This is a genomic window from Marinobacterium profundum (assembly GCF_001528745.1).
Lineage (GTDB): Bacteria > Pseudomonadota > Gammaproteobacteria > Pseudomonadales > Balneatricaceae > Marinobacterium_A > Marinobacterium_A profundum.
In genome coordinates this window covers 26,104-50,356 of the sequence record NZ_BCNS01000109.1, presented here as the reverse complement: position 1 = coordinate 50,356, position 24,253 = coordinate 26,104, and the positions used below count along the sequence as shown (strand labels likewise).

At 58.4% G+C, this 24,253-nt stretch carries 18 protein-coding genes; 12 read left to right on the top strand and 6 right to left on the bottom strand.

Going from position 1 to position 24,253, the window contains the following annotated elements; genetic code table 11:
- Nucleotides 1-139: 139 nt before the first annotated feature.
- Entirely contained in the window at nucleotides 140-1,582 is a 1,443-nt protein-coding gene (gene aldA, locus MPRO_RS11325; protein ID WP_067292054.1) for an aldehyde dehydrogenase, read from the top strand.
- A gap of 185 nt (nucleotides 1,583-1,767) precedes the next feature.
- Here the strand turns inward: aldA and MPRO_RS11320 are convergent, their stop codons facing one another.
- The 3 genes from MPRO_RS11320 to MPRO_RS11310 form a co-directional block, all read right to left on the bottom strand.
- Nucleotides 1,768-2,628: a prephenate dehydratase gene (locus tag MPRO_RS11320; RefSeq protein ID WP_067292051.1), complete on the bottom strand. Its 861-nt coding sequence runs from the start codon at nucleotides 2,626-2,628 to the stop codon at nucleotides 1,768-1,770.
- 98 nt (nucleotides 2,629-2,726) lie between these two features.
- On the bottom strand, nucleotides 2,727-3,308 hold the full coding sequence (locus MPRO_RS11315; RefSeq protein WP_067292046.1) for an NlpC/P60 family protein: 582 nt from the start codon (nucleotides 3,306-3,308) through the stop codon (nucleotides 2,727-2,729).
- A gap of 153 nt (nucleotides 3,309-3,461) precedes the next feature.
- Nucleotides 3,462-5,042: a DEAD/DEAH box helicase gene (locus MPRO_RS11310; RefSeq protein WP_082708672.1), complete on the bottom strand. Its 1,581-nt coding sequence runs from the start codon at nucleotides 5,040-5,042 to the stop codon at nucleotides 3,462-3,464.
- Between the two features lie 272 nt (nucleotides 5,043-5,314).
- Between MPRO_RS11310 and rapA the strand changes: the two genes are divergently transcribed.
- From rapA to minE, 8 genes are all read left to right on the top strand, one after another.
- Nucleotides 5,315-8,176 (top strand): RNA polymerase-associated protein RapA, encoded by a 2,862-nt coding sequence (rapA, locus tag MPRO_RS11305; protein WP_067292042.1) that lies wholly within the window; start codon nucleotides 5,315-5,317, stop codon nucleotides 8,174-8,176.
- 65 nt (nucleotides 8,177-8,241) lie between these two features.
- The gene (locus MPRO_RS11300) at nucleotides 8,242-9,594 is read left to right on the top strand and encodes a DEAD/DEAH box helicase (protein ID WP_067292040.1); all 1,353 of its coding nucleotides are present in this window, start codon (nucleotides 8,242-8,244) and stop codon (nucleotides 9,592-9,594) included.
- A gap of 104 nt (nucleotides 9,595-9,698) precedes the next feature.
- Nucleotides 9,699-10,181 (top strand): FKBP-type peptidyl-prolyl cis-trans isomerase, encoded by a 483-nt coding sequence (locus MPRO_RS11295; protein ID WP_067292034.1) that lies wholly within the window; start codon nucleotides 9,699-9,701, stop codon nucleotides 10,179-10,181.
- A gap of 81 nt (nucleotides 10,182-10,262) precedes the next feature.
- Nucleotides 10,263-10,544 (top strand): peptidylprolyl isomerase, encoded by a 282-nt coding sequence (locus MPRO_RS11290; protein ID WP_067292033.1) that lies wholly within the window; start codon nucleotides 10,263-10,265, stop codon nucleotides 10,542-10,544.
- A gap of 228 nt (nucleotides 10,545-10,772) precedes the next feature.
- Entirely contained in the window at nucleotides 10,773-11,006 is a 234-nt protein-coding gene (locus MPRO_RS11285) for a hypothetical protein (protein WP_067292031.1), read from the top strand.
- A gap of 82 nt (nucleotides 11,007-11,088) precedes the next feature.
- Complete coding sequence (gene minC / locus MPRO_RS11280) at nucleotides 11,089-11,811, top strand: septum site-determining protein MinC (protein ID WP_067292029.1); 723 nt, start codon at nucleotides 11,089-11,091, stop codon at nucleotides 11,809-11,811.
- Nucleotides 11,812-11,858: 47 nt separating this feature from the next.
- Entirely contained in the window at nucleotides 11,859-12,671 is an 813-nt protein-coding gene (gene minD, locus MPRO_RS11275) for a septum site-determining protein MinD (RefSeq protein ID WP_067292118.1), read from the top strand.
- On the top strand, nucleotides 12,671-12,925 hold the full coding sequence (gene minE / locus MPRO_RS11270) for a cell division topological specificity factor MinE (protein ID WP_067292028.1): 255 nt from the start codon (nucleotides 12,671-12,673) through the stop codon (nucleotides 12,923-12,925). The genes minD and minE overlap by 1 nt, the downstream gene beginning before the upstream one ends.
- A 625-nt stretch (nucleotides 12,926-13,550) precedes the next feature.
- On the opposite strand, the gene MPRO_RS11265 is transcribed toward minE, so the two are convergent.
- From MPRO_RS11265 to MPRO_RS11255, 3 genes are all read right to left on the bottom strand, one after another.
- Nucleotides 13,551-14,042, bottom strand: coding sequence for a DUF6942 family protein (locus MPRO_RS11265; RefSeq protein WP_067292027.1), 492 nt, complete (start codon nucleotides 14,040-14,042; stop codon nucleotides 13,551-13,553).
- A 76-nt stretch (nucleotides 14,043-14,118) separates the two neighbouring features.
- Nucleotides 14,119-16,689: an ATP-dependent helicase HrpB gene (hrpB, locus tag MPRO_RS11260; RefSeq protein WP_067292114.1), complete on the bottom strand. Its 2,571-nt coding sequence runs from the start codon at nucleotides 16,687-16,689 to the stop codon at nucleotides 14,119-14,121.
- A gap of 33 nt (nucleotides 16,690-16,722) precedes the next feature.
- Nucleotides 16,723-17,223 carry a paraquat-inducible protein A gene (locus tag MPRO_RS11255; RefSeq protein WP_245635084.1) on the bottom strand — a complete coding sequence of 167 codons (501 nt, stop codon included), beginning with the start codon at nucleotides 17,221-17,223 and terminating at the stop codon, nucleotides 16,723-16,725.
- A 231-nt stretch (nucleotides 17,224-17,454) separates the two neighbouring features.
- Here MPRO_RS11255 and MPRO_RS26330 point away from each other — a divergent pair, with 231 nt between their 5' ends.
- From MPRO_RS26330 to mtgA, 3 genes are all read left to right on the top strand, one after another.
- Nucleotides 17,455-17,985 carry a 3D domain-containing protein gene (locus tag MPRO_RS26330; RefSeq protein WP_245635083.1) on the top strand — a complete coding sequence of 177 codons (531 nt, stop codon included), beginning with the start codon at nucleotides 17,455-17,457 and terminating at the stop codon, nucleotides 17,983-17,985.
- Between the two features lie 468 nt (nucleotides 17,986-18,453).
- Nucleotides 18,454-23,292: an NAD-glutamate dehydrogenase gene (locus tag MPRO_RS11245; protein ID WP_067292026.1), complete on the top strand. Its 4,839-nt coding sequence runs from the start codon at nucleotides 18,454-18,456 to the stop codon at nucleotides 23,290-23,292.
- A 224-nt stretch (nucleotides 23,293-23,516) separates the two neighbouring features.
- On the top strand, nucleotides 23,517-24,230 hold the full coding sequence (gene mtgA, locus MPRO_RS11240; protein WP_067292024.1) for a monofunctional biosynthetic peptidoglycan transglycosylase: 714 nt from the start codon (nucleotides 23,517-23,519) through the stop codon (nucleotides 24,228-24,230).
- Nucleotides 24,231-24,253 lie beyond the last annotated feature (23 nt).

Below are 24,253 nucleotides of genomic sequence, written 5' to 3'. Positions count from 1 at the left end.
TGAGCGGTTTTTTGCGGTGTTTTAAGACGAATAGTGGTTCTATTTAACGCAAAACAGCACAAAAAAAAGCCAAACTCAGGTGGCTCGCAGTAGGTTGAGTATTGTCGGACAGCCTCCTAGCGTTGCACGAGGGGTTTGTATGAAGAATTATCAGCTGTTTATAAACGGGGAATGGCGTGAATCAGTGAGCGGGGAAACGGCAGCGGTTATTTCTCCGTCCAGTGAAGTCGTTGTCGGCACTGTTCAAAAAGGTACAGAGGCGGATGCCCTGGCAGCACTTAAGGCGGCTGAGGCTGCGCAAAAGCTATGGCGAATGATTCCAGCACGTCAACGTGCAGATATTATGCGAAATTTTGCGGCGCAAATTCGCACTAACAAGTCACACCTGGCTGAATTGCTGGTGCAAGAGCAGGGCAAGCTGCTGCGAGTCGCAGAAATCGAGGTCGAAGCAACCGCATCCTTTATTGAGTACGCCTGTGATTGGGCGCGCCAAATAGAAGGCGATATTCTTCCTTCGGATAATCCTAATGAACAGATCTGGATTCAAAAAGTACCCCGTGGCGTTGTTGTAGCCATCACTGCATGGAACTTCCCGCTGGCGCTGGCGGGCCGCAAGATTGGCCCCGCTCTGGTAGCGGGTAATGCTATCGTTGTGAAGCCCACAGCAGAAACACCCCTGGCGACCCTGGAGCTCGGTGACCTGGCGAATAAGGCGGGCATCCCTGCGGGGGTCTTGAATATAGTGACAGGCCCTGGTCGTGTCATGGGTAATGCGCTGGTGAAAAATCCTATTACTAAAATGGTCACCATGACGGGAAGTACGCCTGCGGGGCAGTCGATTTTCCGCGCGGCGTCTGAAAACCTGGCTCATGTGCAGCTGGAGCTCGGTGGCAAGGCGCCGTTCATTGTGTTTGCGGATGCGAATCTGGATGTGGCCGTGGATGCGGCTGTGCATTCACGTTTCGACAACTGTGGCCAGGTGTGCACCTGCAACGAGCGCATGTATCTGCATGAAAGCATTTATGATGAATTCATGGATAAATTTTTAGGCAAGGTACGCCGCTTAAAGGTGGGTGATCCGATGCTGGCCAGCACAGATATTGGACCCAAGGTTAATCGATCCGAATTGGAGCACATGGAATATCTGGTCGCTAAAAGTCTGGAAGAGGGCGCGAAGATCGCTACCGGCGGCAAGCGCATGACGGGTGCAGGCTTTGATAAGGGATTCTGGTTTGAACCCACAGTACTGGTCGATGTAACCCAGGACATGACGATTATCCATGAAGAGGCTTTTGGCCCAATCTTGCCGGTGGTGAAATTCAGCAGCCTCGACGAAGTCATCGGATATGCCAATGACTGTGAATTCGGACTGGCCGCGATGGTATGCACTAACGACATGAAAACCATTATGCGTTGTAATACTGAGCTTGAATTCGGTGAGATCTATATCAATCGGGGTCATGGCGAGCAGCATCAGGGCTTCCATAACGGCTACAAAATGAGCGGTTCCGGTGGTGAAGATGGAAAATACGGATTCGAGCAGTATCTGGAAAAGAAAACATTTTACGTTAACTTTGCGTAGCGGGTGGCTGCGATAAAGATTGGATCATTGATCGGGTGCAGGCTTACAAGCTTAATCTCGGTAGTTGAGTACAGGCTTTGCAGCGCAGAGTTTTAAGAACCGAAGGTGTCAGGCAGGGTTAAAACGCTTGATGTCAGTTGCATAAATAGGGCTCGCCGGCTGGCGGGCCCTTTTTCGATTAAGTCTTATTCCACCAGGGTGTCTTTGCGGTAGCGGAACGGGTGCGCCGGGTAGGTGCCCATGATGCGCACGTCCTTGGCGAAGAAATCCAGTTCCTGCAGTGCGTATTGCATGGAACGCTGATCCGGGTGGCCTTCCACATCCAGGTGAAAGCTGGTGGCCTGCATGGTGTCTGAGGCCATGTAGCTTTCGAGTTTGATGGCGTTGACGCCGTTGGTGGCAAAGCCGCCGAGGGCCTTGTACAGCGCCGCCGGCATGTTGCGTACGGCGAACATGATCGATGTCATAAAGGTGACAGCAGGATCAAACACCGGCATCTGGCTGGTTTTGGACAGAATCAAAAAGCGGGTGGTATTGCCGGTTTTGTCCTGGAAATTCTCCCGCAGTATATCCAGCCCATAGAGTTCAGCGGCCAGGCTCGAGGCGATGGCAGCCATATGCTTGTTAGGGGTCGCGGCAAGTTCGGCGGCCGCACCTGCGGTGTCCAGGCTTGCGACAGGTGCAATGCCGAGGGATTTGAGATGAGTGTCGCACTGGGCCAGCGCCTGGGGGTGGGAGGCCGCTTCGGTGATGTCTTGGATGCGGCTGCCGGGTATGCCCAGCAGGCAGTGGTTCACCGGCTCAAAGTGTTCCCCGATAATGTGCAGTTCGGTTTTGGGCATCAGGCGGTAAATTTCTTCCACCCGGCCTGCGGTGGAGTTTTCCAGCGGGATCATGGCCAGATTGGCTTCCCCGCGTTCCACCATAAACATCGCGTGGCTAAAAGTCTCGCAGGCAAAGGCTTCCATTTCCGGATGTACACGGACGCAGGACAGGTGCGAATAAGCACCTTTGTAACCCTGAAATGCGATGATCTTGTTGCTCACGTTAACCGACCTTGAAATCAGATTGCTTAAATGGGCGGCTATTATTGCATAGCCGCACAGGGCTGGAAAAACATTATGCGCAGACTGCGGAAATGCCCTCAGGATTCTGTTGTGACGGGCAGCTCGATTCTGCGAGCGGTCCAGTAGTGGCGTTTCCAGTAGGGGTTTTTCATATCCGAAATCATTACGCCCTTGCTGGTGGATGCATGCAGAAAACGGCCGTTTTCAATATAAATACCGGCGTGGCGGCCATAGCTGCCCGTTCTGAAAAAAACAAGGTCGCCCGCGCGCAGTTCATCAGCGGCGATGGTATCGCCCACCCTGAGCAGGCCTTCGGTGGTGCGCGGCAGTTCTTGGCTGAAGTGCTGGCGAAAGCCATTCTGGATCAGGGCCGAGCAGTCGATGCCATTACGGCTGCTGCCGCCATAACGATAGGGTGTGCCGCGCCATTGGCGGTGCAGCTCATACAGCTGGCTGACAGTCTGCTGTTCGATGCTGGTGTGTGGTGGCTGCACAGAAATTACGGCGGGGGGCTCGGTGACGCCATTGCCGGCACAGCCCTGCAGCAGGGCGATACACAGGGCCGCAAGCAGCCAGGTTTGACTTCTGCTGCGGCTACAATTTCTGCGGTGTTGGCGCCAGGCGCTGATGTGAGCGGTGATGCGAGCTAAAAGTGTCATGGCCGTGTAGGCGCTCCCTGCGAATATGTCCTGACAGATCTGACGGCGTTAGATGTGCATTATTGCAAACACAAAGACACAGATTAAAAGCTGCCGGGCTTTTAATCCATTCGTTTGTGCCCCTGTGTCTGCATAATTATTGTGAACGCGGGGCTAACCGCGGCTCTTGTTGTCCCGTCCGCCACCGGACCTGGTGCCCTGAGTGCGGCCACCGGCAGTGCGCGGGCCGTCGCTGCGGGTACTGTTGCGAGAGTCGCTGCTGCGAGGCGTGCTTCCGCTTGGCTTGCGGTCGTCGCTGCGGCTGCTGTCACGGCTGCTATTGCTGCCAGTAGCGCCTGAGCGACCTGTGCGAGCCTTGTCGGATGAAGAGCCGGACGCCGGACGCGCAGCGCCGCTGCCTGCACTGCGGGGTTTGGCGCTGTTGCCTGCTTGTTCGCCGGCTTCTTCAGGCTGGCGTGGCGTGGCGGGGCGCGGACCCTTGACCTTCTTGCGGGACTTGCCGGGTTTGACGCCGGGCTTGATGTCGGCTTTCTTCTTCGCTTTGGCCTTGGCTTTGCTTTTCTTGGCCTGCTTGTTGGCCTGAGGCTCGGGCTTGCTGGGTTCCAGGCCTTCTATCTTGCGGCGCTTGAGCGGCTGCTGCAGGTAGCGTTCGATACGACCAACACGGGGCCAGTCGAGGGAATCGACAATGGAGACCGCGATGCCCTGGGAGCCGTCACGTCCGGCGCGTCCGGCGCGGTGAATATAGGAGTCAGCCTTGAGGGGCAGGTTCAGGTTGATAACATGGCTGATATGGGCCAGATCGAGGCCGCGGGAGGCAACATCGGTCGCCACCAGAACCTTGAGTCGACCGCGGCGCAGTTGCTTCATGTGCAGCGTGCGATCGCCCTGATCCATCTCTCCATGCAGGCCGTCGCACATGATGCCCATGGCCCGCACTATGGCGACCCACTGTTCGACCTGCTTGCGGCTGTTAACGAAAACCAGCGCCTGATCGATGCTTTCATCGCTGATCAAAGACTTGAACAGGGCGAGCTTGTGCTCGTCGTTATCGGCGCGCAGGATGCTGTGTTCGATATTACCGGCCATGGAGCGGGCGTTGCTGACCGCAACCTGGGCAGCTTCGGGCTTGAGCAACTTGCCGGCCAGAATCTGGATAGGGGCAGATTCCAGGGTGGCGGAGAACATCAGCGTCTGGTGCGCGACCGGCACCAGGCTGGCAATCTCGTTCAGCGGTTCCTGGAAACCCAGATCCAGCATGCGGTCGGCTTCGTCGATGATCAACAGGTTAACGTCGCTGAGGTCAACCCAGCCTTTTTCGTCCAGTTCCAGCAGGCGACCAGGCGTGGCGATCAGCAGATCCATACCGGTTTCCATGATCTGCTTCTGGTTGCCGTAAGGCACGCCGCCCACGATCAGACCGCAGTCCATCGAAAGCTCGGCGGCGAACGACTCAACCACGCGCAGAATCTGGCTGGCCAGCTCGCGGGTTGGGCTCAGAACCAATACCCGTGGCGACAACCCGGTACGCGGCGGCTGATCCAGCAAGTGCTGCAACGCAGGTAGCAAGAAAGCCAGAGTCTTGCCGCTGCCGGTGGGGGCCGTGGCAAGGATGTCCTGGCCATCGAGTGTCAGCGGAATGGATTGCTGCTGGATCGGCGTCGGGCTTGAAAAGCCGGATTCGATCAGGTGCTGTTGCAGTTCGAGATCTAAATCGAGGTCGAGAAAGGACATCGTTCGGGGGTTCGCCAGCTAGACTGTTTGAATGGCTGCATAGAATACCGCAAAAGCGCCGTCACGGGCGCCTATTAATTTTGCAGCTTTGGTCAGGTTGTGCCAGCGCCTGTCGTTTGTCGTTAACTGGGCAGACGGGGGCGCACAGGGTGATTGGGTGCGGCTGCAAGTCGCGCTGGCGGTATCAAGGCGCGTTGCGACTTGTTCACAGAGCCCCCAGCACCTATTATGCGCAGCCTAAAACATTCAGCAGTGAAAGCGAGTAAAGTACATTGTCAAGGCCGCAGTTTTCCCCTGGTCAGCGCTGGATAAGCAACACGGAATCGGAGCTTGGGCTCGGTGTTGTAGTCGAGCAGGCAGGGCGTAGCGTCACCCTTAATTTCCCGGCAGTCGAAGAACAGCGCACCTATGCAGTGACCAATGCGCCGCTGAGCCGTGTCGAATACCCGGTGGGCGACAAGGTTCGTACCACTTCTGGTATCGAACTTCAGATCACCGAGCGTCAGGAGCTGAATGGCTGTCTTTTCTATCACGGCACCGATCAGCACGGCGAAAGCCTGACGCTGGCCGAACTTGAACTCGACAGTCGCGTACGTTTTAGCAAGCCCCAGGATCGCCTGTTCGCAGGTCAGGTCGACAAGAACAGCGCTTTCCTGCTGCGGGTCGATACCCAGGAGCATTTGCAGCGCCATCGTCAGTCCGAGGCCTATGGTCTGCTCGGCGGGCGGGTACAGCTGCTGCCGCATCAGTATTTTATCGCCAGCCAGGTGGCGCGCCGCCCCGTGCAGCGCGTGTTGCTGGCCGATGAGGTCGGGCTTGGCAAAACCGTGGAAGCCGGTCTGATCATGCATCAGCTGCTGTGCAGCGGCCGTGCCCAGCGCGTGCTGATAGTGGTGCCCGATAGCCTTGTGCATCAGTGGCTGGTGGAAATGTTGCGTCGCTTCAATCTGCGATTCAGCATTCTGGATCCGCTGCGCTGTGTGGCGCTGGAAGCGGCCGGTGAAGGCAATCCCTTCGAGAGCGCCCAGCTGGTGCTCTGCAGCCTGTCCTTCCTGACCGGCGATGACGAGCGTCATCGTGCCGCCATGGAAGCGGGTTGGGATCTGCTGGTGGTTGATGAGGCCCATCATCTGGGCTGGAGCGAAGAAGCGGCGAGCCATAGCTACAACGTTATCGAATCCCTGGCCAAGGCCATTCCCGGCCTGCTGCTGCTGACTGCGACGCCCGAACAGCTCGGCCAGGACGGTCACTTTGCGCGCCTGCGTCTGCTGGATCCGGATCGCTACCACGACTTGCAGGCGTTTCGCGACGAAGAGTCCGAGTACCGTACCATCAGTAATCTGGTGCAGCGACTGCAGGCTGAAGATGTACTTGCTCAGCTGCGTGATGCGCCTGAATTGCTGGCCTCGCTGGAACACTATCTGGGCGAAACAGCACTGGCGCCGTTGCGCGCAGAGCTGGAAGACGGCGATATTGCTCATCTGGTCACCGATGCCATCGCCAGTCTGCTGGATCGCCACGGCACCGGCAGGGTGCTGTTTCGCAATACCCGCGACGGCGTCCAGGGCTTCCCCAAACGCGAACTTTACCGTTATCCACTGGTGCAGCCAGAAGCCTACGCCGACGTGCTGGTAGACACTAATCTTGAGGCCGTATTGCATCCCGAAGCCGGCTTTGACGAAGACTGGCTCGACTGGGATCCGCGTGTCGAATGGCTCTCCGAGTGGCTGCGTGAACACCGCGCAGACAAGACGCTGGTGATCTGTGCGCGCAAGAACACGGCCAGGGCGCTGGAAAAACAGCTGCGTCTGTTTGAGGGTGTCAAGGCGGCTGTCTTCCATGAAGGCATGAGCCTGCTGGAACGTGACCGCGCCGCCGCCTACTTTGCCGATGAAGACGACAGTGCCCAGGTGCTGATCTGCTCGGAAATCGGCAGTGAAGGGCGTAACTTCCAGTTTGCCCATCATCTGGTGCTGTTTGATCTGCCGCTTAACCCTGACTTGCTGGAGCAGCGCATTGGCCGCCTGGACCGTATCGGCCAGCGCAATGATGTGCAGATTCACGTGCCCTATTTCGAGGAGAGTCCGCAGGCGGTACTGCTGAACTGGTTTGACCTGGGCATCAATGCATTCAAGCGTTGCAGCCCGGCAGGCCAGGCGCTGTTCCAGCAGTTCGCACCGGCCCTGCGCGAGCTGCTGCTGTGCTACGACGAAGAACAGTTGCAGCAGTTGCTGGACGACACGCGCCACCGTGCCGACGAGCTGCTGGAGCAGCTGCAGGCCGGGCGCGATCGTTTGCTGGAACTTAATTCCTGCCAGCCCGAGCCCGCCGCGCGCATGATCGAACATGTGGCCGAAGCGTCCCGATCACTGGAGCTGGCCGGTTACATGGAACGGGTGTTCGACCTGTTCGGCGTCGAGCAGCAGACCCATGGTCCCGACAGCATGGTGCTGCATCCGGGCAATCATATGCCGGTGTCGAGCCTGCCGGGTCTGCCGGAGGATGGCATTACCGCTACCTTCCAGCGCGCCCTGGCGCTGTCCCGCGAGGACATGCAGTTTCTTACCTGGGAGCATCCGCTGGTGAGTGGCTCCATGGAGCTGATCAGCGATGGCGAGTTTGGCAATACGGCGCTGTGCAGCCTCAAGCTGCCGCCGCTGCCGCCGGGCACTCTGTTGCTCGAAGCCTTTTTCAACCTGCGTTGCACAGCGCCGCGCGCCTTGCAGATGCAGCGTTATCTGGGGCAGCACTCGGTGCGCCTGGTGTTTGATAACAACGGCAATAACCTCAGTGGCATTATCGCCCATGGCCACCTCAACAAGCTGGCCGAACGTGTCGGGCGCCGCACGGCCCAGTCACTGGTGAGCCATGCCAGGCCACAGATTGCCGAGATGGTGGAACGGGCCGAAACGCTGGCCGCTACCCAGGATGAGCAGGTGCGTGAGCAGGCTCGCGCCCGGGCCGACGAATTGCTGGGCGCCGAGATTACTCGCATGCGCGCACTGGCTCAGGTAAATCCCAACATTCGTGATGAGGAAATTGCCTTGCTGGAACAGCAGCTGGAGCAGGTTCGGGCACAGATTGATCTGGTTCATCTTGAGCTTGATGCCCTGCGCATCGCGGTGGTTGAGTGACCAGACGCCGCGCATATTCCTGGTCGGCACTGTTGCCGGCCATTACCCCTGATTGGAGTTAAACCTTGCTATTCACCGATCTGCCCCTGGATAAACGGCTGCTCAAGTTGCTTGAACAGCTGAATTTCACTCAGGCGACTGAAATTCAGCAGCAGTCGATTCCGTTTGCGCTTCACGATCGTGACCTGATTGCGTCCTCCAAGACGGGGTCCGGCAAGACGCTGGCCTACCTGATACCGGCCCTGCAGCGGGTCACCAAGCGCAAGTCCCTCACCAAGCGGGATCCGCGGGTGCTCATTCTGGTGCCCACACGGGAGCTGGCAGGCCAGGTGTATGGCCAGCTGCGATCCCTGTTGGCGGGCAGTCAGCTCAAGGGTGTGCTCATTCAGGGCGGCGAAAACTTCAACGACCAGGAAAAGATGCTCAAGCGCGATCCGGACTTTGTCGTCGCCACTCCTGGGCGTCTGGCGAACCACCTGGACGCCCGTACCCTGGTGCTGGCAGGCCTTGAGATGCTGGTGCTGGATGAAGCTGACCGCATGCTGGATCTGGGCTTTGCCGAACAGCTACGCCAGATCAATACGGCGGCCAATCACCGCCTGCGCCAGACGCTGCTGTTCTCGGCCACGCTGGATCATGCCGAAGTTGAAACCCTGGCCAGTGATTTGTTGAAGGACCCCAAACGTATCGCCATTGATGCCATTACCCGGCCCCATGACGATATTCGCCAGCGCTTTTTCCTGTGCGATCATCTGGATCACAAGCAGGCACTGCTGGCACATCTGCTGAACGATGAAAAATTTCAGCAGGTGATTATCTTCACCGCTACCCGCGGCGATACCGAACGCCTGGCCCAGTGGCTCGGTGAGCGCGGCCTTAAAACTGCAGCGCTCAGCGGTGAGCTGGCCCAGAGCGAACGTAATCGCATCATGGATGGTTTCAGTCGCGGTCAGCAACAGGTGCTGGTGACAACGGATCTGGCATCGCGCGGGCTCGACCTGCTCAACGTGTCACTGGTGATCAACTTCGATCTGCCGCGGCACAGTGAAGAGTATGTGCACCGTATCGGCCGTACCGGTCGCGCCGGTGCCAAGGGTGATGCCATTTCCCTGGTAGGCCCCAAGGACTGGGACAGCCTGACTCGAATCCGTCGCATGCTGCAGCAGGATATCGAGTATTCCACCATTGTCGGCATGGTCGGCAAGTTCAAGGGACTGGTGCCTGAGCCGGTTAAGCCGCCGCGTGTGCCGGTACAGGCAGCAGTAGCTCCCATGGGACGCAAGGCGCGCAACAAGCTCAAAGGTACTATCGAGCGGCCAAGGCCGGGACGCGCCAAGAGCAAGGTGGTTTCGGATGATGGCTTTGCTCCCATGCTGCGTACCAAAAAACCGCCGGTGCCCGATACCGACGACGACTGATATATTCAGAGGCTGGCGCTTTTGCAAACACTGCCGGCGGGACTTGCCCGTCGGCGGTGTTTGCACGATACTGGCGCGCTTTGAAAACTGGTGGGAGTGACTCGATGGAGATCACCAAAGATTGCGTGGTGCAGTTCCATTACAACCTGCACGATGCCGATGGCAGCGAGCTGGAAAATAGCCGCAAGGGCGACCCTATGGCGTACCTGCACGGACATCAGAACATGATGGCCGGGTTGGAAAAGGCGCTGGAAGGGCACAGTGCTGGTGACGTGTTCAGTGTGACCCTGGCACCGGAAGATGCCTACGGTTCCCGTACTGAAGACTCTGAGCAGCGCATTCCGCTCAAGCATCTGCAGGGTTCCAAAAAGTGGCGCCCGGGTATGGTTGCCACGGTAAAGACAGACCAGGGCGCGCGCCAGGTGCAGGTTCTGAAGGTTGGCAAGTTTATGGTGACCGTGGATACGAACCACCCACTGGCGGGCAAGACGATCACCTTTGATGTTGAAGTCACTGATGTACGCGCAGCCAGTGCCGAAGAGGTCTCCCACGGCCACGCCCACGGTGTGGGCGGTCATCACCATTAATTGATTCCAAAGGTTGTCAGCAACGCTCTGATCGGCGAAGCTGACGGGCCTGACAAACGCAACAGAGCGAGTGGAGCGAACATGGCAACTGCAAGTGCACGTCACATCCTGGTTAAAAGCGAAGCCAAATGTCTGGAACTGAAGGCCAGCATTGAAGCCGGTGGCGATTTCGCCGCAGCGGCACGCGAATTCTCCGACTGCCCGTCCGGCGCCCGTGGTGGTGATCTGGGCAACTTTGGCCGCGGCCAGATGGTGCCTGAATTCGACCAGGTTGTATTCAGCGCGCCGCTTAACACGGTTCAGGGTCCGGTCAAGACTCAGTTCGGTTACCACCTGCTGGAAGTAACCGCACGCAAGGATTGATCCTGCGTACCGGGCGCCGCCATGGCGCCCGGCTGTTGAGTGCTTAATCCGTTTGTGGCCCGTCCCGCGCTTTTATATTCGTTTGCTAGCCCCTGCCTTTTCTCCTGCCCCTTGCCCCTTGTTGCCCCTGCCTTTTCCTGCTGGTTACCCATGATCTTTCTCAGACTTGCGCGCCTGCGTCTTAAAACGGCATTATATTGCCCATAATCATCAGCGCAGGAACGCAGAATGAGCAAATCAATCAAGGTGGTCGTAACACGCAAGAAGGATAATGAGGCACCGGATCCGGCGCGCCAGCTTCGTATTGACGAGGCCATTGGGTTTGTCAGGGGTTTGCGCAAGAAAGGCGATAATCTCAAGGTTATGGTCGACAAGCTTAACGAGCACGGCCACCTCTGTCCCGATGGCTCAGCCTGGAGCTATGACAGCCTCAATGCCTTCATTCACGACCATCAGCTGTAAGTTGCTATCCCTTGATGACGCAAGTTCAGTAGAATAACCGGCTTTAGGGCCGGCGCACTGCCGCAGCAGAAGGACCAGGTGCATGAATCAACTTAGCTTCCAGTTAAAAGGAAGTGTTGTAACCGCGATCGTACTCGAGCTGTACCGCTATTCCCGTGCCGATTTCAGTGCTGAGCTCAGTGCCAAAGTGCGTCAGGCGCCGATGTTTTTCCATCAGACTCCGGTAGTCATCAGTCTTGAAAAGCTCGAGGCGGATGCTCCGGCCATCGATTTTCCGGAATTGATCGCCCTGTGCCGTGACTTCGGCCTGCGCCCCATGGCATTCAAGGGTGCCCCGACGGCGCTGGCGGATGTGCTTGAGGCTACCGGGCTGGTACTGATTCCGGCCGGGCAGGGCGGACGTGCACCTGTGCCTGAATCCGCGGTGCCTGAGCCTGAAGTGGTGGTGCGTACGGTGGTGGAGGAAAAACTGGTACATCGCCCCAGTAAAATTATTACCCGCCCGATTCGTTCTGGTCAGCAGGTGTACGCGGAGGGCAGCGACCTGATTGTTATGGCCGCTGTGAGTGAAGGTGCCGAGATTTTGGCCGATGGCCATATTCATGTTTACGGACCTCTAAGGGGCCGTGCTTTGGCGGGGGTGCGGGGCGATGTACAGGCGCGCATTTTTTGCCAGAGTCTGGAAGCGGAACTGGTGTCCGTTGCCGGCAATTTTAAATTGAGCGACAGTCTGCGCGAACTGAGCTGGAAGGCGCCGTCACAGGTGTATCTGCAAGACGACACGTTGCATGTGGATGCGCTTTGATGAATACTCGCGAACCGGCTGAAGCAGGCAGAACTGAGGAGAGGGTGTTGGCTAAAATTATCGTGGTGACCTCCGGCAAAGGGGGCGTTGGCAAAACGACCAGTAGCGCCGCCATCGGCACAGGTCTTGCCTTGCGGGGCTTTAAAACCGCCATTATCGATTTTGACGTTGGCCTGCGTAACCTTGATCTGATCATGGGCTGCGAGCGGCGCGTGGTATATGACTTCGTTAACGTCATCAACAAAGAAGCAACACTCAATCAGGCTCTGATCAAGGACAAGCGCACACCGAACCTGTTCATACTGCCGGCCTCTCAAACCCGCGACAAGGATGCCCTGAGTCAGGAAGGCGTACAGGCGGTGCTGAACGAGCTGTCCCGTGATTTCGATTACATCGTCTGCGACTCCCCGGCCGGGATCGAAAAGGGCGCCCAGATGGCGCTTTACTACGCCGATATCGCCGTGGTTGTTACCAACCCGGAAGTGTCCTCGGTACGTGACTCCGATCGCATTCTGGGCATTCTGCAAAGCAAGACCCGTCGTGTGGAAGCCGGAGAAGAGCCGGTGCAGGAGCATCTGCTGCTGACCCGCTATAACCCGGCCCGCGTGCAGGCCGGTGAAATGCTCAGCGTGCAGGACGTCGAAGATATTCTGGCGATCCCGCTGATCGGTGTTATTCCCGAGTCTGAAGCCGTGCTAAAGGCCTCAAACCAGGGGATGCCGGTGATACTGGATCAGGAAACAGAGGCCGGTCAGGCCTACAGCGACGCCGTGGCGCGTTTGCTGGGCGAGGTAGTTGAACATCGCTTCCTTGAAGTGCAGAAAAAGGGATTCTTTAAACGCCTGCTGGGAGGTAAGTAGTGAGCATTTTTGATTACTTTCGCAGCAAAACAAAGAACTCGTCTGCGTCGGTTGCCAAGGAGCGGCTGCAAATTATCGTTGCACACGAACGCGGACAGCGCCAGCAACCGGACTACCTGCCGCAGATGCAGCAGGAAATCCTCGATGTGATTCGCAAATACGTCGCCATCGACCAAGACAGCGTAAACATCCAGCTGGAAAACAATGATCACTGCTCGATCCTTGAGCTGAACGTAACCCTGCCGGACCGCTAACGAAGATAGCTGTCAGAGTGGTGTGAGTCCTGAGCTTTGTAGAGAGGGCTCTGCGCTGCGTTTTTTGACTACCTGCCGAAAAAACAGCAGGAAATCCTCGATGTGATCCGGCTCTTTATATGAGCAGGGCGTAGCCATCGACCAGGAAAGCGTATACATCCAGCTGGAAAACAATGATCACTGCTCGATCCTTGAGCTGAACGTGACCCTGCCGGACCGCTAAGCTGGTCGAGAATGGCTATTAAGGGTAGTGTGAGCCTTGTATTTCGGGGTTCGGACCTCCCTTTCTGCGTGTTGGTCGATAGATGTACAGATGCATCAGGAAATCCTCGATGTGATCCGGCTCTTTATATGAGCAGGGCGTCGCCATCGATCAAGACAGCGTAAACATCCAGCTGGAAAACAACGATCACTGCTCGATTCTTGAGCTGAACGTGACCCTGCCGGATCGTTAAGCCAGTCGAGAATAGTTAGCAAGGGTGGTGCGAGTCTTGATTTTCGGGGTTCGGGCCGTCCATTCTGCGTGTTGGTCGATAGGTTTTCTGCTTGAATAGCTGAGCGCAATCTATCGTTTGTATTCCGATTTTATACCGTTATCTTTGTTTCAGCTTTCAGCTTTCAGCTTTCAGCTTTCAGCTTTCACGAGCCGGCGTACCTGCTCTACCATTCGGTTGGGGAACTGTCGGTAATCGGGGTAGGGTGTAAGCAGCACATTGTCGCGCACCAGAACCCGCCCTTCATCGTCCAGTGGGCTGAAGTTGCTCGGTTCAAATCCCAGGCGCTGCCAGCTGGCCTTGCCGGCGACCAGGTGCCAGTCGGCATTGGACAGAAGGTGGTCGGCAAAACTTATAATCTCGTTGCGTTGCAGCAGTTCAATATCCCGATAGTCCTGCCAGCGCCGATCCGCTGGTGTGGCGAGCTTGGCCAGTATGCTAAGAATCTTGCGCCAGTGGTTGCCGTTGTGCTGAATAAGGCCCGGTATGTCGAGGTCTGTTTCACAGGACTCGGAGGCCGGAATCAGTGGTGGGGTGGGCAGGTAGAGCGCAAGGCGTGCACCGGGAGCGCCGAGGGTAGCAGGTTCGCTCTTTGTCTGAGGTGAAGTCTCGATTGATGTCATTGAAGTCGTCACCTTGCAGTCCATCCCGTCATTTACTGTCCTGCCAGCTTAGTGTCATAGCTGGCAGGCCGAAGCGTCATTTGCGGCGTTTTATACCCGTGCCTGGCGTGGCGGCCATGGGGTCGTCCGGCCAGTGGTGCTTGGGGTAGCGTCCCTTCATATCCTTTTGTACGTCGCGGTAACTGTTGTTCCAGAAACTCACCAGATCCTGGGTGACCTGCAGTGGGCGCTGTGCCGGTGAGAGCAGGTGCAATTTCAGAGCGACCCGGCCGATACGCGGCGTCTGTGAGCAGCCGAACAGCTCCTGCAGTTTGACCGCCAGCACCGGCGGATCCTGCTCGTAGTCGATGCGTGCGCGATTGCCGGAGGGCAATTGATAGTGCTCCGGCGCCAGCCTGTCGAGTTGCTGCGGCAGCGGCCAGGGCAGAAGGTTGTGCAGGATGGTACTCAGATCCAGGGCGGCAAAATGATTGATATGGCTGACCCGGTCGAGCCAGGGCAGCAGCCAGGTCTCGAGCGTGTCCAACAGGGCCTGATCGGACAGGTCGGGCCAGGAGGCGGTGTCTGAGGCGGCATCGCTGCCTGCATTGGTGTTCTGCAGCAGTGCCTGGCGCCGTACAAAGGTGACGCGGGTGCGCCAGCGCTGCAGGTTCTGGGTCCAGGGCAGTAGCCCGAGGCCGCGCTTGCGGATCAGGGCGCAGAGTGCGGCCGCCCGGGCCCCGGGTTCAATGCGATTAAGAGGTTCACGGGCCAGAACCAGGTTGCCTATTTTCTGCTGGCGCTCGGCTATGAGGCGGTTTTCACTGTCCTGCCAGTGAACCTGGTCGCGGGTCTCTACGAGGGCGGCCAGGGGGCCGTCAAACAGCACAGGGTCCAGGGCGGCGGCAAGCTGGATGCGATCTACGCTGTCACCGCTGCGCCCGCTCAGCTGGGCTGTTGCCAGCCAGGGCGCATTGCGCAGAGGGTCGTCCGGGTTCATGCGGGCGCTGCGTCCGTTGCTGAGCTGGTAATCCAGTCCCTGGGGCTGGCGGCGCACGGCAATGCGGTCGGGATAGGCGCAGGCGATCAGCACGGCAATGGCATTGTCTGGAGATATTTTGTTCGCACTCTGTGGGAGTACATCAAGCTTGCGGCACAGGGTGCGGAACTGATCGACCTGCTGGCGCAGGCGTTGCCACTGGGCGCGCTCCTGGGGTTGGCGTTTGATATCGCCGTGCAGCCAGGCAAGACGCAGGGCAATGTCGGCCTGGGCACGCCCCAGTGGATCGCGGTCGGACAGCAGCGCGGCGAGATCGCAGGCCAGCTCCAGCAGGCCGAGTCGGCAGCCTTCCAGCAGCATATGCGCCAGACGTGGATGGGCCGGCAGCTGCGCCATGCGCTCGCCGTGGGGCGTCAGGCTCCAGCGCGGGCCTTCGTGCAGCGTGCCACCCAGGCGCTGCAGCAGTTCCAGTGCCTGCTGGTAAGGCCCCGGTGCCGGTGCATCGAGCCAGTCCAGTTCGTTCGGGTCGGTGATGCCCCATTGCAAAAGTTGCAGCGCTAGCGGCGCCAGATCCGCCTGGCGTATCTCCGGTTCGCTGTGGGGGCTGAGTGCCTGTTGCTGGCTTTCGGACCAGAGGCGGTAGCAGAGGCCGGGCTCAGTACGCCCGGCGCGCCCGGCGCGTTGCACGCTGGAGGCCCGTGACAGGCGGCGGGTCTGCAGGCGTGACATGCCGGTGGCCGGGTCGAATACGGCCTGGCGGCTCAGGCCGCTGTCGACCACAACCCGCACGCCCTCGATAGTCAGGCTGGTTTCGGCAATGGCGGTCGCCAGTACTACCTTGCGCTGGCCCGGTGCTGCCGGAGCTATGGCGCTGCGCTGGGCGTCCAGACTGAGGTCCCCGTACAGCGGGCTCAACAGGATGCTATCACTACCTGAGCCCAGCGAATGCAGCTGGTCGCGCAGCAGGCGATGGGTTTCGCGAATTTCCCGTTGTCCGGGAAGAAATACCAATACGCTGCCGCTCTCTTCGCGCAGTGCCTCCATTACTGTGGCAGCAACGCGCGGCTCGATGCGCTCGCCCGGTTGGGCGCCTGCGCCGTAGTGGATGTTGACCGGCCAGCTGCGGCCCTCACTGCGAATCAGCGGTGCGCCGCCCAGCAGGCGGGCGCTGGCATCGCCATTGAGGGTGGCGGACATCAGCAGGAGGCGCAGCGGGTTGTCGTCGCGCAGCAGTGCTCGGCCCTGCAGCGTCAGGGCAAGACCGAGGTCTGCATCCAGGCTGCGTTCATGAAACTCATCGAATATCACCAGGCCGACACCCTCAAGCGAGGGGTCGGACTGCAGCATGCGGGTCAGAATGCCCTCGGTTACTACCTCAATGCGGGTGTTGGGGCCCACGCGGGTATCAAAGCGAATGCGATACCCCAGCGTCTGGCCAACCTTTTCGCCCAGAGTCTGGGCCATGCGCTCGGCGGCGGCCCGGGCGGCCAGGCGTCTGGGTTCGAGCATGAGAATCTTCTGCCCCGCCAGCCAGGGCTCGTGCAGCAGAGCCAGCGGTACTCGCGTGGTTTTGCCGGCGCCGGGTGGGGCTTCAAGCACGGCTTCGGTATGCAGGGTCAGTGCCTGTTTCAGAGCAGGCAGTATCTCGTCTATGGGTAGTACAGTCATGGAGTAGGGCATGCCGGGTGATGCAACCAGATCTCAGCCGTTGTCGGGCTTGAGGCGGCTGATGCGTGCAGTGATAAAAAGGGTTAGCAGAATGGCGGCGCAAAAGGCATAGAGGCCGTAATGAATTTGTACCTGGGCGATGGCGCCGAGCTTGACCGTCACCACCAGTACCGCCACCACGAATACATCAAGCATCGACCAGCGGCCGTAGTCATGCATCAGTTTCAGGTAGCGTGGCAGCCGGCTGTCGTGCTGTATCGCCGCATCGGTGAGGCGAAGCAGCACCAGCAGCTTGAGTATCGGCAGTACTATGCTGAACGCTGCGATGAGCAGGAACAGCAGATACTGGCCCTGCAGCAGTAACTGCCAGGTGCCGGAAAGTACCGAAAAACTGCTCTTGATAAGCAGGAACTGTTCGATGGTCAGCATGGGTGCGCTGAGGCCTACCAGCAGCAGGGTGGCGGTAAGCGCCAGCAGCAGCCGTAGTTGCGAGGCCCTGCGAGGTGTAAGGGCGGGGCCAGTTGAGGGTGGCATAGACACATCCATTCCTGTCGCTATTGGATCTGGGCATGATACCGGAACGGGACTGGCGCTGCCCCCGGATTTGTCAGGCGTCATAAGAGTCTCAGGTAACCGGTTTGGCCATCTTGTATCCAGACGCAGACAGAATCTAAATGAGAATTATTAATAGACGCGAAAGCAGGCTAGGCGCTGATACTGTTATCTGGCACACTGCGTGCAATTATGTGAATTAACGTACTTTTTATGATGCTGAACAACCTTCGAAAGCGCCTGGTGCGCCCGCTGATAACGGTGCTGCTGGCCATGCCTCTGGTGTTCCTGTCCAGCGCCAATGTCGGCTGGGCTACAGAAAAGCTTTCCGGCTCAACGGCGACCCAGGTCAAGGCGCAGGCCAAAAGCACCGGCAGGATCCGCACGCTGGCGCTCGACTCACTGCAGGGCGCCGCAAGTGCGAAGGTAAAACTCAAGGTTACTGCAACCGCGTACAATTCGCTGCCAGATCAGACCCAGGGCAAGGCTAATATTGGTGCCTGGGGTCATAAGCTCAAGCCGGGTCTCAAGGCGATTGCTGTTTCCCGCGATCTGCTGGGTATGGGCCTTGAACCTGGTACCGAAGTTGAAATAGAAGGCCTCCCAGGGCGCTATAAGGTGCTCGACAAGATGCATCGCCGCTGGGCCCGCAAGATCGATATCTACATGGGTGTGGATGAAGATGCAGCGCTGGCCTGGGGCAAAAGACCCGTTGTGATCCGTTGGGAAAATCAGGACTCCTGATTTGCTGCAGCTGTTTTATTTCTTCCAGTTTTATTCTGTCTGATCTGGCGCCAGTTTGCCGGATACCTTCCCAAAACGCTGTTCGTAGTGCTGATGCAAAGTTCACATGGACTCATGTAATCATTGCAGCGGTACAGCCGCACCCGGTTATAAAACACCTCTGTATCCTTGAAGAGTGGGGCAGGCGCTTGTGCGTGCTGGACTTCCTTGGCTGGAGGCGGTGTTCGCACTGGGCCCTGGTTGCAGCGAAAGCCAATGATGCAAGATTCCTGCTGCATGCATTAAACCAAGTTAATAACGTACGTTTTCGCAAAGAAAACCCAGCCTTTGACAATCTTTTTTCTCCGATAACGCCTAGAGTTGATGGAATCTGAATTCCATCAGGTTAGCCGTGGATGCCCACACTCGCGTTCTGTGCACTGCGGTTGATTTCGGCACTGTCTGAGCAACAAGGGGTTAAAGGATTCGATGTCCGAGCAACGAAGCGATAATAAGAAGCGGCTGCTGACGCAGCTGGGTGAACTGTTCGAAAGCCGTTTGGCGTCTGACACGGTTGCCCAGGTGGGCGCCTTTGCCGCGGCCTACTATCGGGTTTCACCTTATGATGAGCTGGCCGAGCGCCGACTTGACAATCTTTATGGTGCAACCTTGTCCTGTTTTCAGTTTCTTTACGAAAGCGAAGCCCATGAACCGCGGCTGCGGGTGTTCAATCCCGATCTCGAGCAGCACGGCTGGCACTGCAGTCACACCGTCATTCAAATTATTCATCCCAATATGCCTTTCCTGGTGGACTCTCTGCGCATGGAGTTGAATCGCCGTGAAATGGCGATTCATGTGGTGCACAGTTCGGTGCTGGATCTGTCTCGCGACAGCAGCGGCAGTGTCACCGGGCTGGTTGCAACCGGCACCGAGGGGGCCCTGCGCGAAGCCCTGATCTATCTGGAAGTCGATCGTCACAGTGCGGCGGACGAGCTCAAGTCACTGCAGGCTCAGTTGAGCGAAGTGCTGGGCGAAGTGCGGGCCTCGGTGGCGGATTTTCCGGCTATGCGAACGCGTCTCGAAAGCCTGCGGGATGCACTTCGCACGCCCAAAGCCGGTGCAGCTGCGGATTGTGTAACGGAAGCCGCGGCCTTCTGCGACTGGATGCTGAACGACCGCTTTACCTTTCTGGGGTACGACGAGCTGGCCTTCAGCGGTACCGGAGATGCCTTTGGGGTGACTCGGGTTGAGGGCAGCGAGCTGGGCACCCTGAAGCTGCACGCCCAGAGCGGGCGCAGCCGCAGCGGCAGTGATCTGCGCGCTGAAGAGCGGGATTTCATGCTCTGCACCGATCCGCTGACCTTTGCCAAGGATGCCGTGCGTTCCCGTGTCCACCGTCCGGCACATCAGGATTTGGTGGTTCTCAAGCGTTACGACGCCGAGGGTGTTGTTTGCGGAGAGCATCGTTTTTATGGTCTTTGGACCTCGCCTGTCTACGTTGAGCCGCCATTGCAGGTACCGCTGCTGCGCCGTCGCACGCAAAAGGCATTGGCGCGGGCCGGTTTTGACCCCAAGGGCCACAGTGGCAAGGCATTGGTGCAGATCATCGCAGAATTACCCCGTGATGAGCTGTTTCTGGCCAATGACGATGAACTCTTCGACATGGCCATGGGGATTTTCAATCTGCAGGAACGCCGTAAGGTCAAACTGCTGATTCGCCGGGACAGTTGCTCCAAGTTTGTCAGCTGTCTCTATTTTGTGCCGCGGGATCTGTACACCACGGCCCTGCGCCTGCAGGTGCAGCAACGCCTGACCGAACATTTCGGTGCCCGCGACTGCGAGTTCACTACCCGTTTTAGTGAATCTCTGCTGGCACGGGTGCATTTCGTGCTTCAGGTTGACGCTGATACGACGCTGGAGTTTGACCCTCAGGCTGTCGAAGCCGAGATCATCGAAATATCCAAAGCCTGGAGCGAAGATCTGCACGCAGCCCTGGTCGAGAGCGCCGGTGAAGAGCGTGGCAATCAGCTGATCAATCACTATCGCAATGCTTTTCCATCCGCCTACCGGGAGGATTTCACTCCCAGCAGTGCGGTCTACGATATCCAGCGCATTGAGCAGCTGGATGAAACCCGTATTATCAACCTGAGTTTTTACCGTGTGCTGGAGCAGAGTCGCGAAGTCTTGCGCTTTAAACTGTTTCATCCACAACAGCCACTGATTCTGTCCGACGTTATCCCGGTGCTCGAAAAACTCGGCATGCGGGTGGTGGGCGAGCACCCCTACAAGGTCAAGCGCCGCGATGGCGCGCGCTTCTGGATTCACGATTTCACCCTGCGCTACGACAGCACTGAGCCGGTGGTACTGGAAGACGTGAAGCAGAACTTCCAGGATGCCTTTTCCAGTGTCTGGGCGGGGCGAGCCGAGAACGACGAATTTAACCGTCTGGTGATAGGCGCTAACCTGTCGTGGCGCGAAGTCGCCATGTTGCGAGCCTATGCCCGTTACAATCAGCAGATCCGTTTTGGTTTTAGCCAGCCCTATATCGCAGAGGCGTTGGGACGGCACCTGTATCTGACCCGCCTGCTGGTGGCGTTGTTCAAGGCGCGTTTTGAGCCGGGCCGTCAGAACAGCCGCAAGGTGCAGGCCCTGACCGAGCGAATTGCCGCCAGCATCATCGAAGGACTCGACAAGGTCGATAACCTTAACGATGACAAGATTCTGCGCCGTTTTCTGGAGCTGATTCAGGCTACTTTGCGTACTAACTACTATCAGCCTGGTGACGATGGCGAGCTGAAGGATTATTTCGCCTTCAAACTTAATCCCCACGGCATCGCCGATATTCCGTTGCCAAGACCCATGTTCGAGGTGTTCGTTTACTCGGCCCGCGTTGAGGGTGTGCATCTGCGCGGCGGCAAGGTTGCGCGCGGCGGCCTGCGCTGGTCCGACAGGCGCGAGGATTACCGTACAGAAGTGCTGGGTCTGGTGAAGGCTCAGCAAGTCAAGAACGCCGTTATCGTCCCTGTCGGTGCCAAAGGCGGCTTTGTGCCCAAGGCACTGCCGGTGAATGGCAACCGCGATGAGATCCAGGCCGAGGGTATTGCCTGCTACCAGATCTTTATTCGTGCATTGCTGGATGTGACCGATAACCTGGTGGGAGCTGATCTGGTGCCGCCCAAGGGGCTGGTGCGCCACGATGAAGATGACCCTTATCTGGTGGTGGCGGCGGACAAGGGCACCGCGACCTTCTCCGATATCGCCAATGAAATCGCCGAAGAATACGGTTTCTGGCTCGGCGATGCCTTCGCATCCGGCGGCAGCCAGGGCTACGACCACAAGAAGATGGGCATCACGGCGCGGGGCGCCTGGGAGTCGGTCAAACTGCATTTCCGTGAGCTGGGCCTGGATACCCAGACCCAGGAATTTACCGTGGTGGCCATCGGCGACATGGCAGGCGATGTGTTCGGCAACGGCATGCTGATGTCGCGCCATACTCGCCTGGTTGCAGCCTTTAACCATCTGCATATTTTTATCGACCCGCAACCCGATCCTGCCAGCAGCTACGCTGAGCGCGAGCGGCTCTTTGTACTGCCCCGTTCGAGCTGGGATGATTACGACCGCAGCCTGATTTCCACCGGCGGTGGCCTCTTCCTGCGCAGCGCCAAGTGGATTGATATCAGCCCTGAAATGAAGCAACGCTTTGATATCACGGCTGATCGCCTGGCACCGACTGATCTGTTGTCGGCCCTGCTGCGTGCCCAGGTTGATCTGATCTGGAACGGTGGCATTGGTACCTACGTCAAGGCCAGTCACGAGAGCCACGCTGATGTTGGCGACAAGGCTAACGACTCGTTGCGTATCGACGGCAAGCAACTGCGTTGCCGGGTGCTGGGCGAGGGCGGTAACCTGGGCTTCACGCAGCACGGACGTATCGAATATGCCCTGCACGGCGGCGCATCCAACACCGACTTTATTGACAATGCCGGTGGTGTGGATTGCTCCGACCACGAGGTCAATATCAAGATTCTGCTCAATGAAGTTGTGGCCAACGGCGACATGACGGTCAAGCAGCGCAACGCCATGCTGCGCGAAATGACCGACGAAATCGCCCGCCTGGTGTTGAAGAACAACTACAGTCAGACACTGGCCATCAGTATTGCGAAAACGCATTCGCGCAGTTCGCTGGATGACTATATCCGCCTGATTCACCGGCTGGAGGCGTCGGGCCGGCTGGTACGCTCGCTGGAGTTTATTCCCTCCGACGAAGTACTGCAGGAGCGCAAGGCGCAGCAGCTGGGGCTGACCCGGCCGGAGCTGTCGGTACTGATTTCCTATACCAAGGCTGAGCTGAAGGAAAAGCTCACCGGCTCCTGGATTACCGAAGATCCGTTTTTGTCCCGGGCGATCACTACGGCCTTCCCGGATCAGCTGGTGCAGCGTTTCCCTGAACAGGTACAGAATCATCGCCTGCGCTCGGAAATCATTGCCACCCAGATTGCCAATGCGCTGGTCAATCACATGGGCATCACCTTCATGCAGCATCTGCAGCAGGCCAGCGGACGCGACCAGGCGGCTATTGCCGCGGCCTACGTGATTGCCCGCGAGCTATACGATATCGAACCTTTGTGGCGCGAGATCGAAGCCCTGGACAACAAGGTGCCGGCGCAGTTGCAGCAGGACATGATGCTGGACCTGATGCGTCTGGTGCGCCGGGCCAGCTACTGGTTCCTGCTCAAGCAGCGCGGCACCCTGGAAGTGGCGGCCACGGTCGAGCGCTACCAGCCGGGTATTCGTGCGATCAGCCCGACTATCGCGCAGCGTCTTCAGGGTGAACCGCTGAACGACTGGCAGCAGCGCAGCAGTGCCCTGGTGGACGCCGGCGTACCTGAATCCCTCGCAGCCAAGGTGGCCTCGGCGGATAGCCTCTATGCGCTCTTGGGTGTAATGGAGGCGGCGGCACAAACCGGTCAGGCGCTGGAGCGGGTGGCATCGGTCTACTTCGATCTGGCCCAGCGGCTTGAGCTGCACTGGTTTGATCAGCAGGTGCGGGCGATTGAAGTTGGCAACCACTGGCAGTCCATGGCGCGTGACGGCCTGCGCGAAGACCTCAACACCCAGATGCGGGTACTGACGGTGAATGTGCTCGAAGAAGGTGCCGAAAACGACGATACCACAGCCCTGATTGACGATTGGCTCGAGCGCCAGGCGCCCTTGCTGGGTCGCTGGCAGCAGATGCTCAGCGAGCTGCGTGCCAGCAGTGGCAATGACAGTGCAATCTTTACCGTCGCCATGCGCGAGCTCTTCGACCTGGCTCAGGCCGGCGGCTAAGCGTTTTCCCGGTCGGTGGGCGTTCTGCCCACCGGCCTTTTTACCCTCCATTCGCTATTTTCGCGCGCTGTTTTTCCACATCCCTCGTCCTGCCTTTTTCCCGCTGTTCGGGGCTTCCCTCGCCTTTCTTCGTAATCAGATTGCATGAATCTGCCGGCATGCATCGACCTTGCCTGAGTCCCTGTGCACAATAGGGCCCTCTACACGACTGCTGCGGATTTGCTGTGCCTGTGATCAAACGTTATTTGCTGCGCCCGCTGCTCAAGGTGACGCTCTGGCTCATCGCAGGCTGGGTTGGCTTCAGTGTGCTGCTGGTGTTGCTGCTCAAGGTGGTGAACCCGCCTGTCTGGTCCTGGCTGATTCAGCGTGAACTCTTTCCCCCCGCTGACTATCCGGATGACTATGCCCATCGCTGGGTGTCGACTGAGCGTATAGCGCCGGCCATGCGCCTGGCGGTTATTGCTGCCGAAGATCAGCGCTTTGCTGATCACAGTGGTTTTGATTTCAAGGCCATCAAGCGGGCGCTGGATCACAACCTTGATGGCGGCCGCGTGCGCGGTGCCAGTACCCTGACTCAGCAGACGGCCAAGAATCTGTTTTTGTGGTCTGGCCGCAGCTGGGTGCGCAAGGGGCTGGAAGCCTGGTTCGCATTACTGCTGGAGCTGCTCTGGGACAAGAGCCGCATTCTGGAGGTCTATCTGAACATCGTCGAGTTTGGCCCGGGTATCTATGGGGTCGAGGCGGCGGGGCGCTACTACTACGGCACGCCCGCGCGTGCGCTTAGCAATCTGCAGGCTGCGCGCCTGGCGGCGGTACTGCCCAACCCCTATCGTTACCGCGCCCATCCGCCCAGCCCCTATGTGCAGCAGCGTAGTCAATGGATACTGAGACAGATGCGCCAGCTCGGCACTGTCACGCTCAAAACCATCGACGATTGATGAGAAGTGTAGGCCCTGGTGGT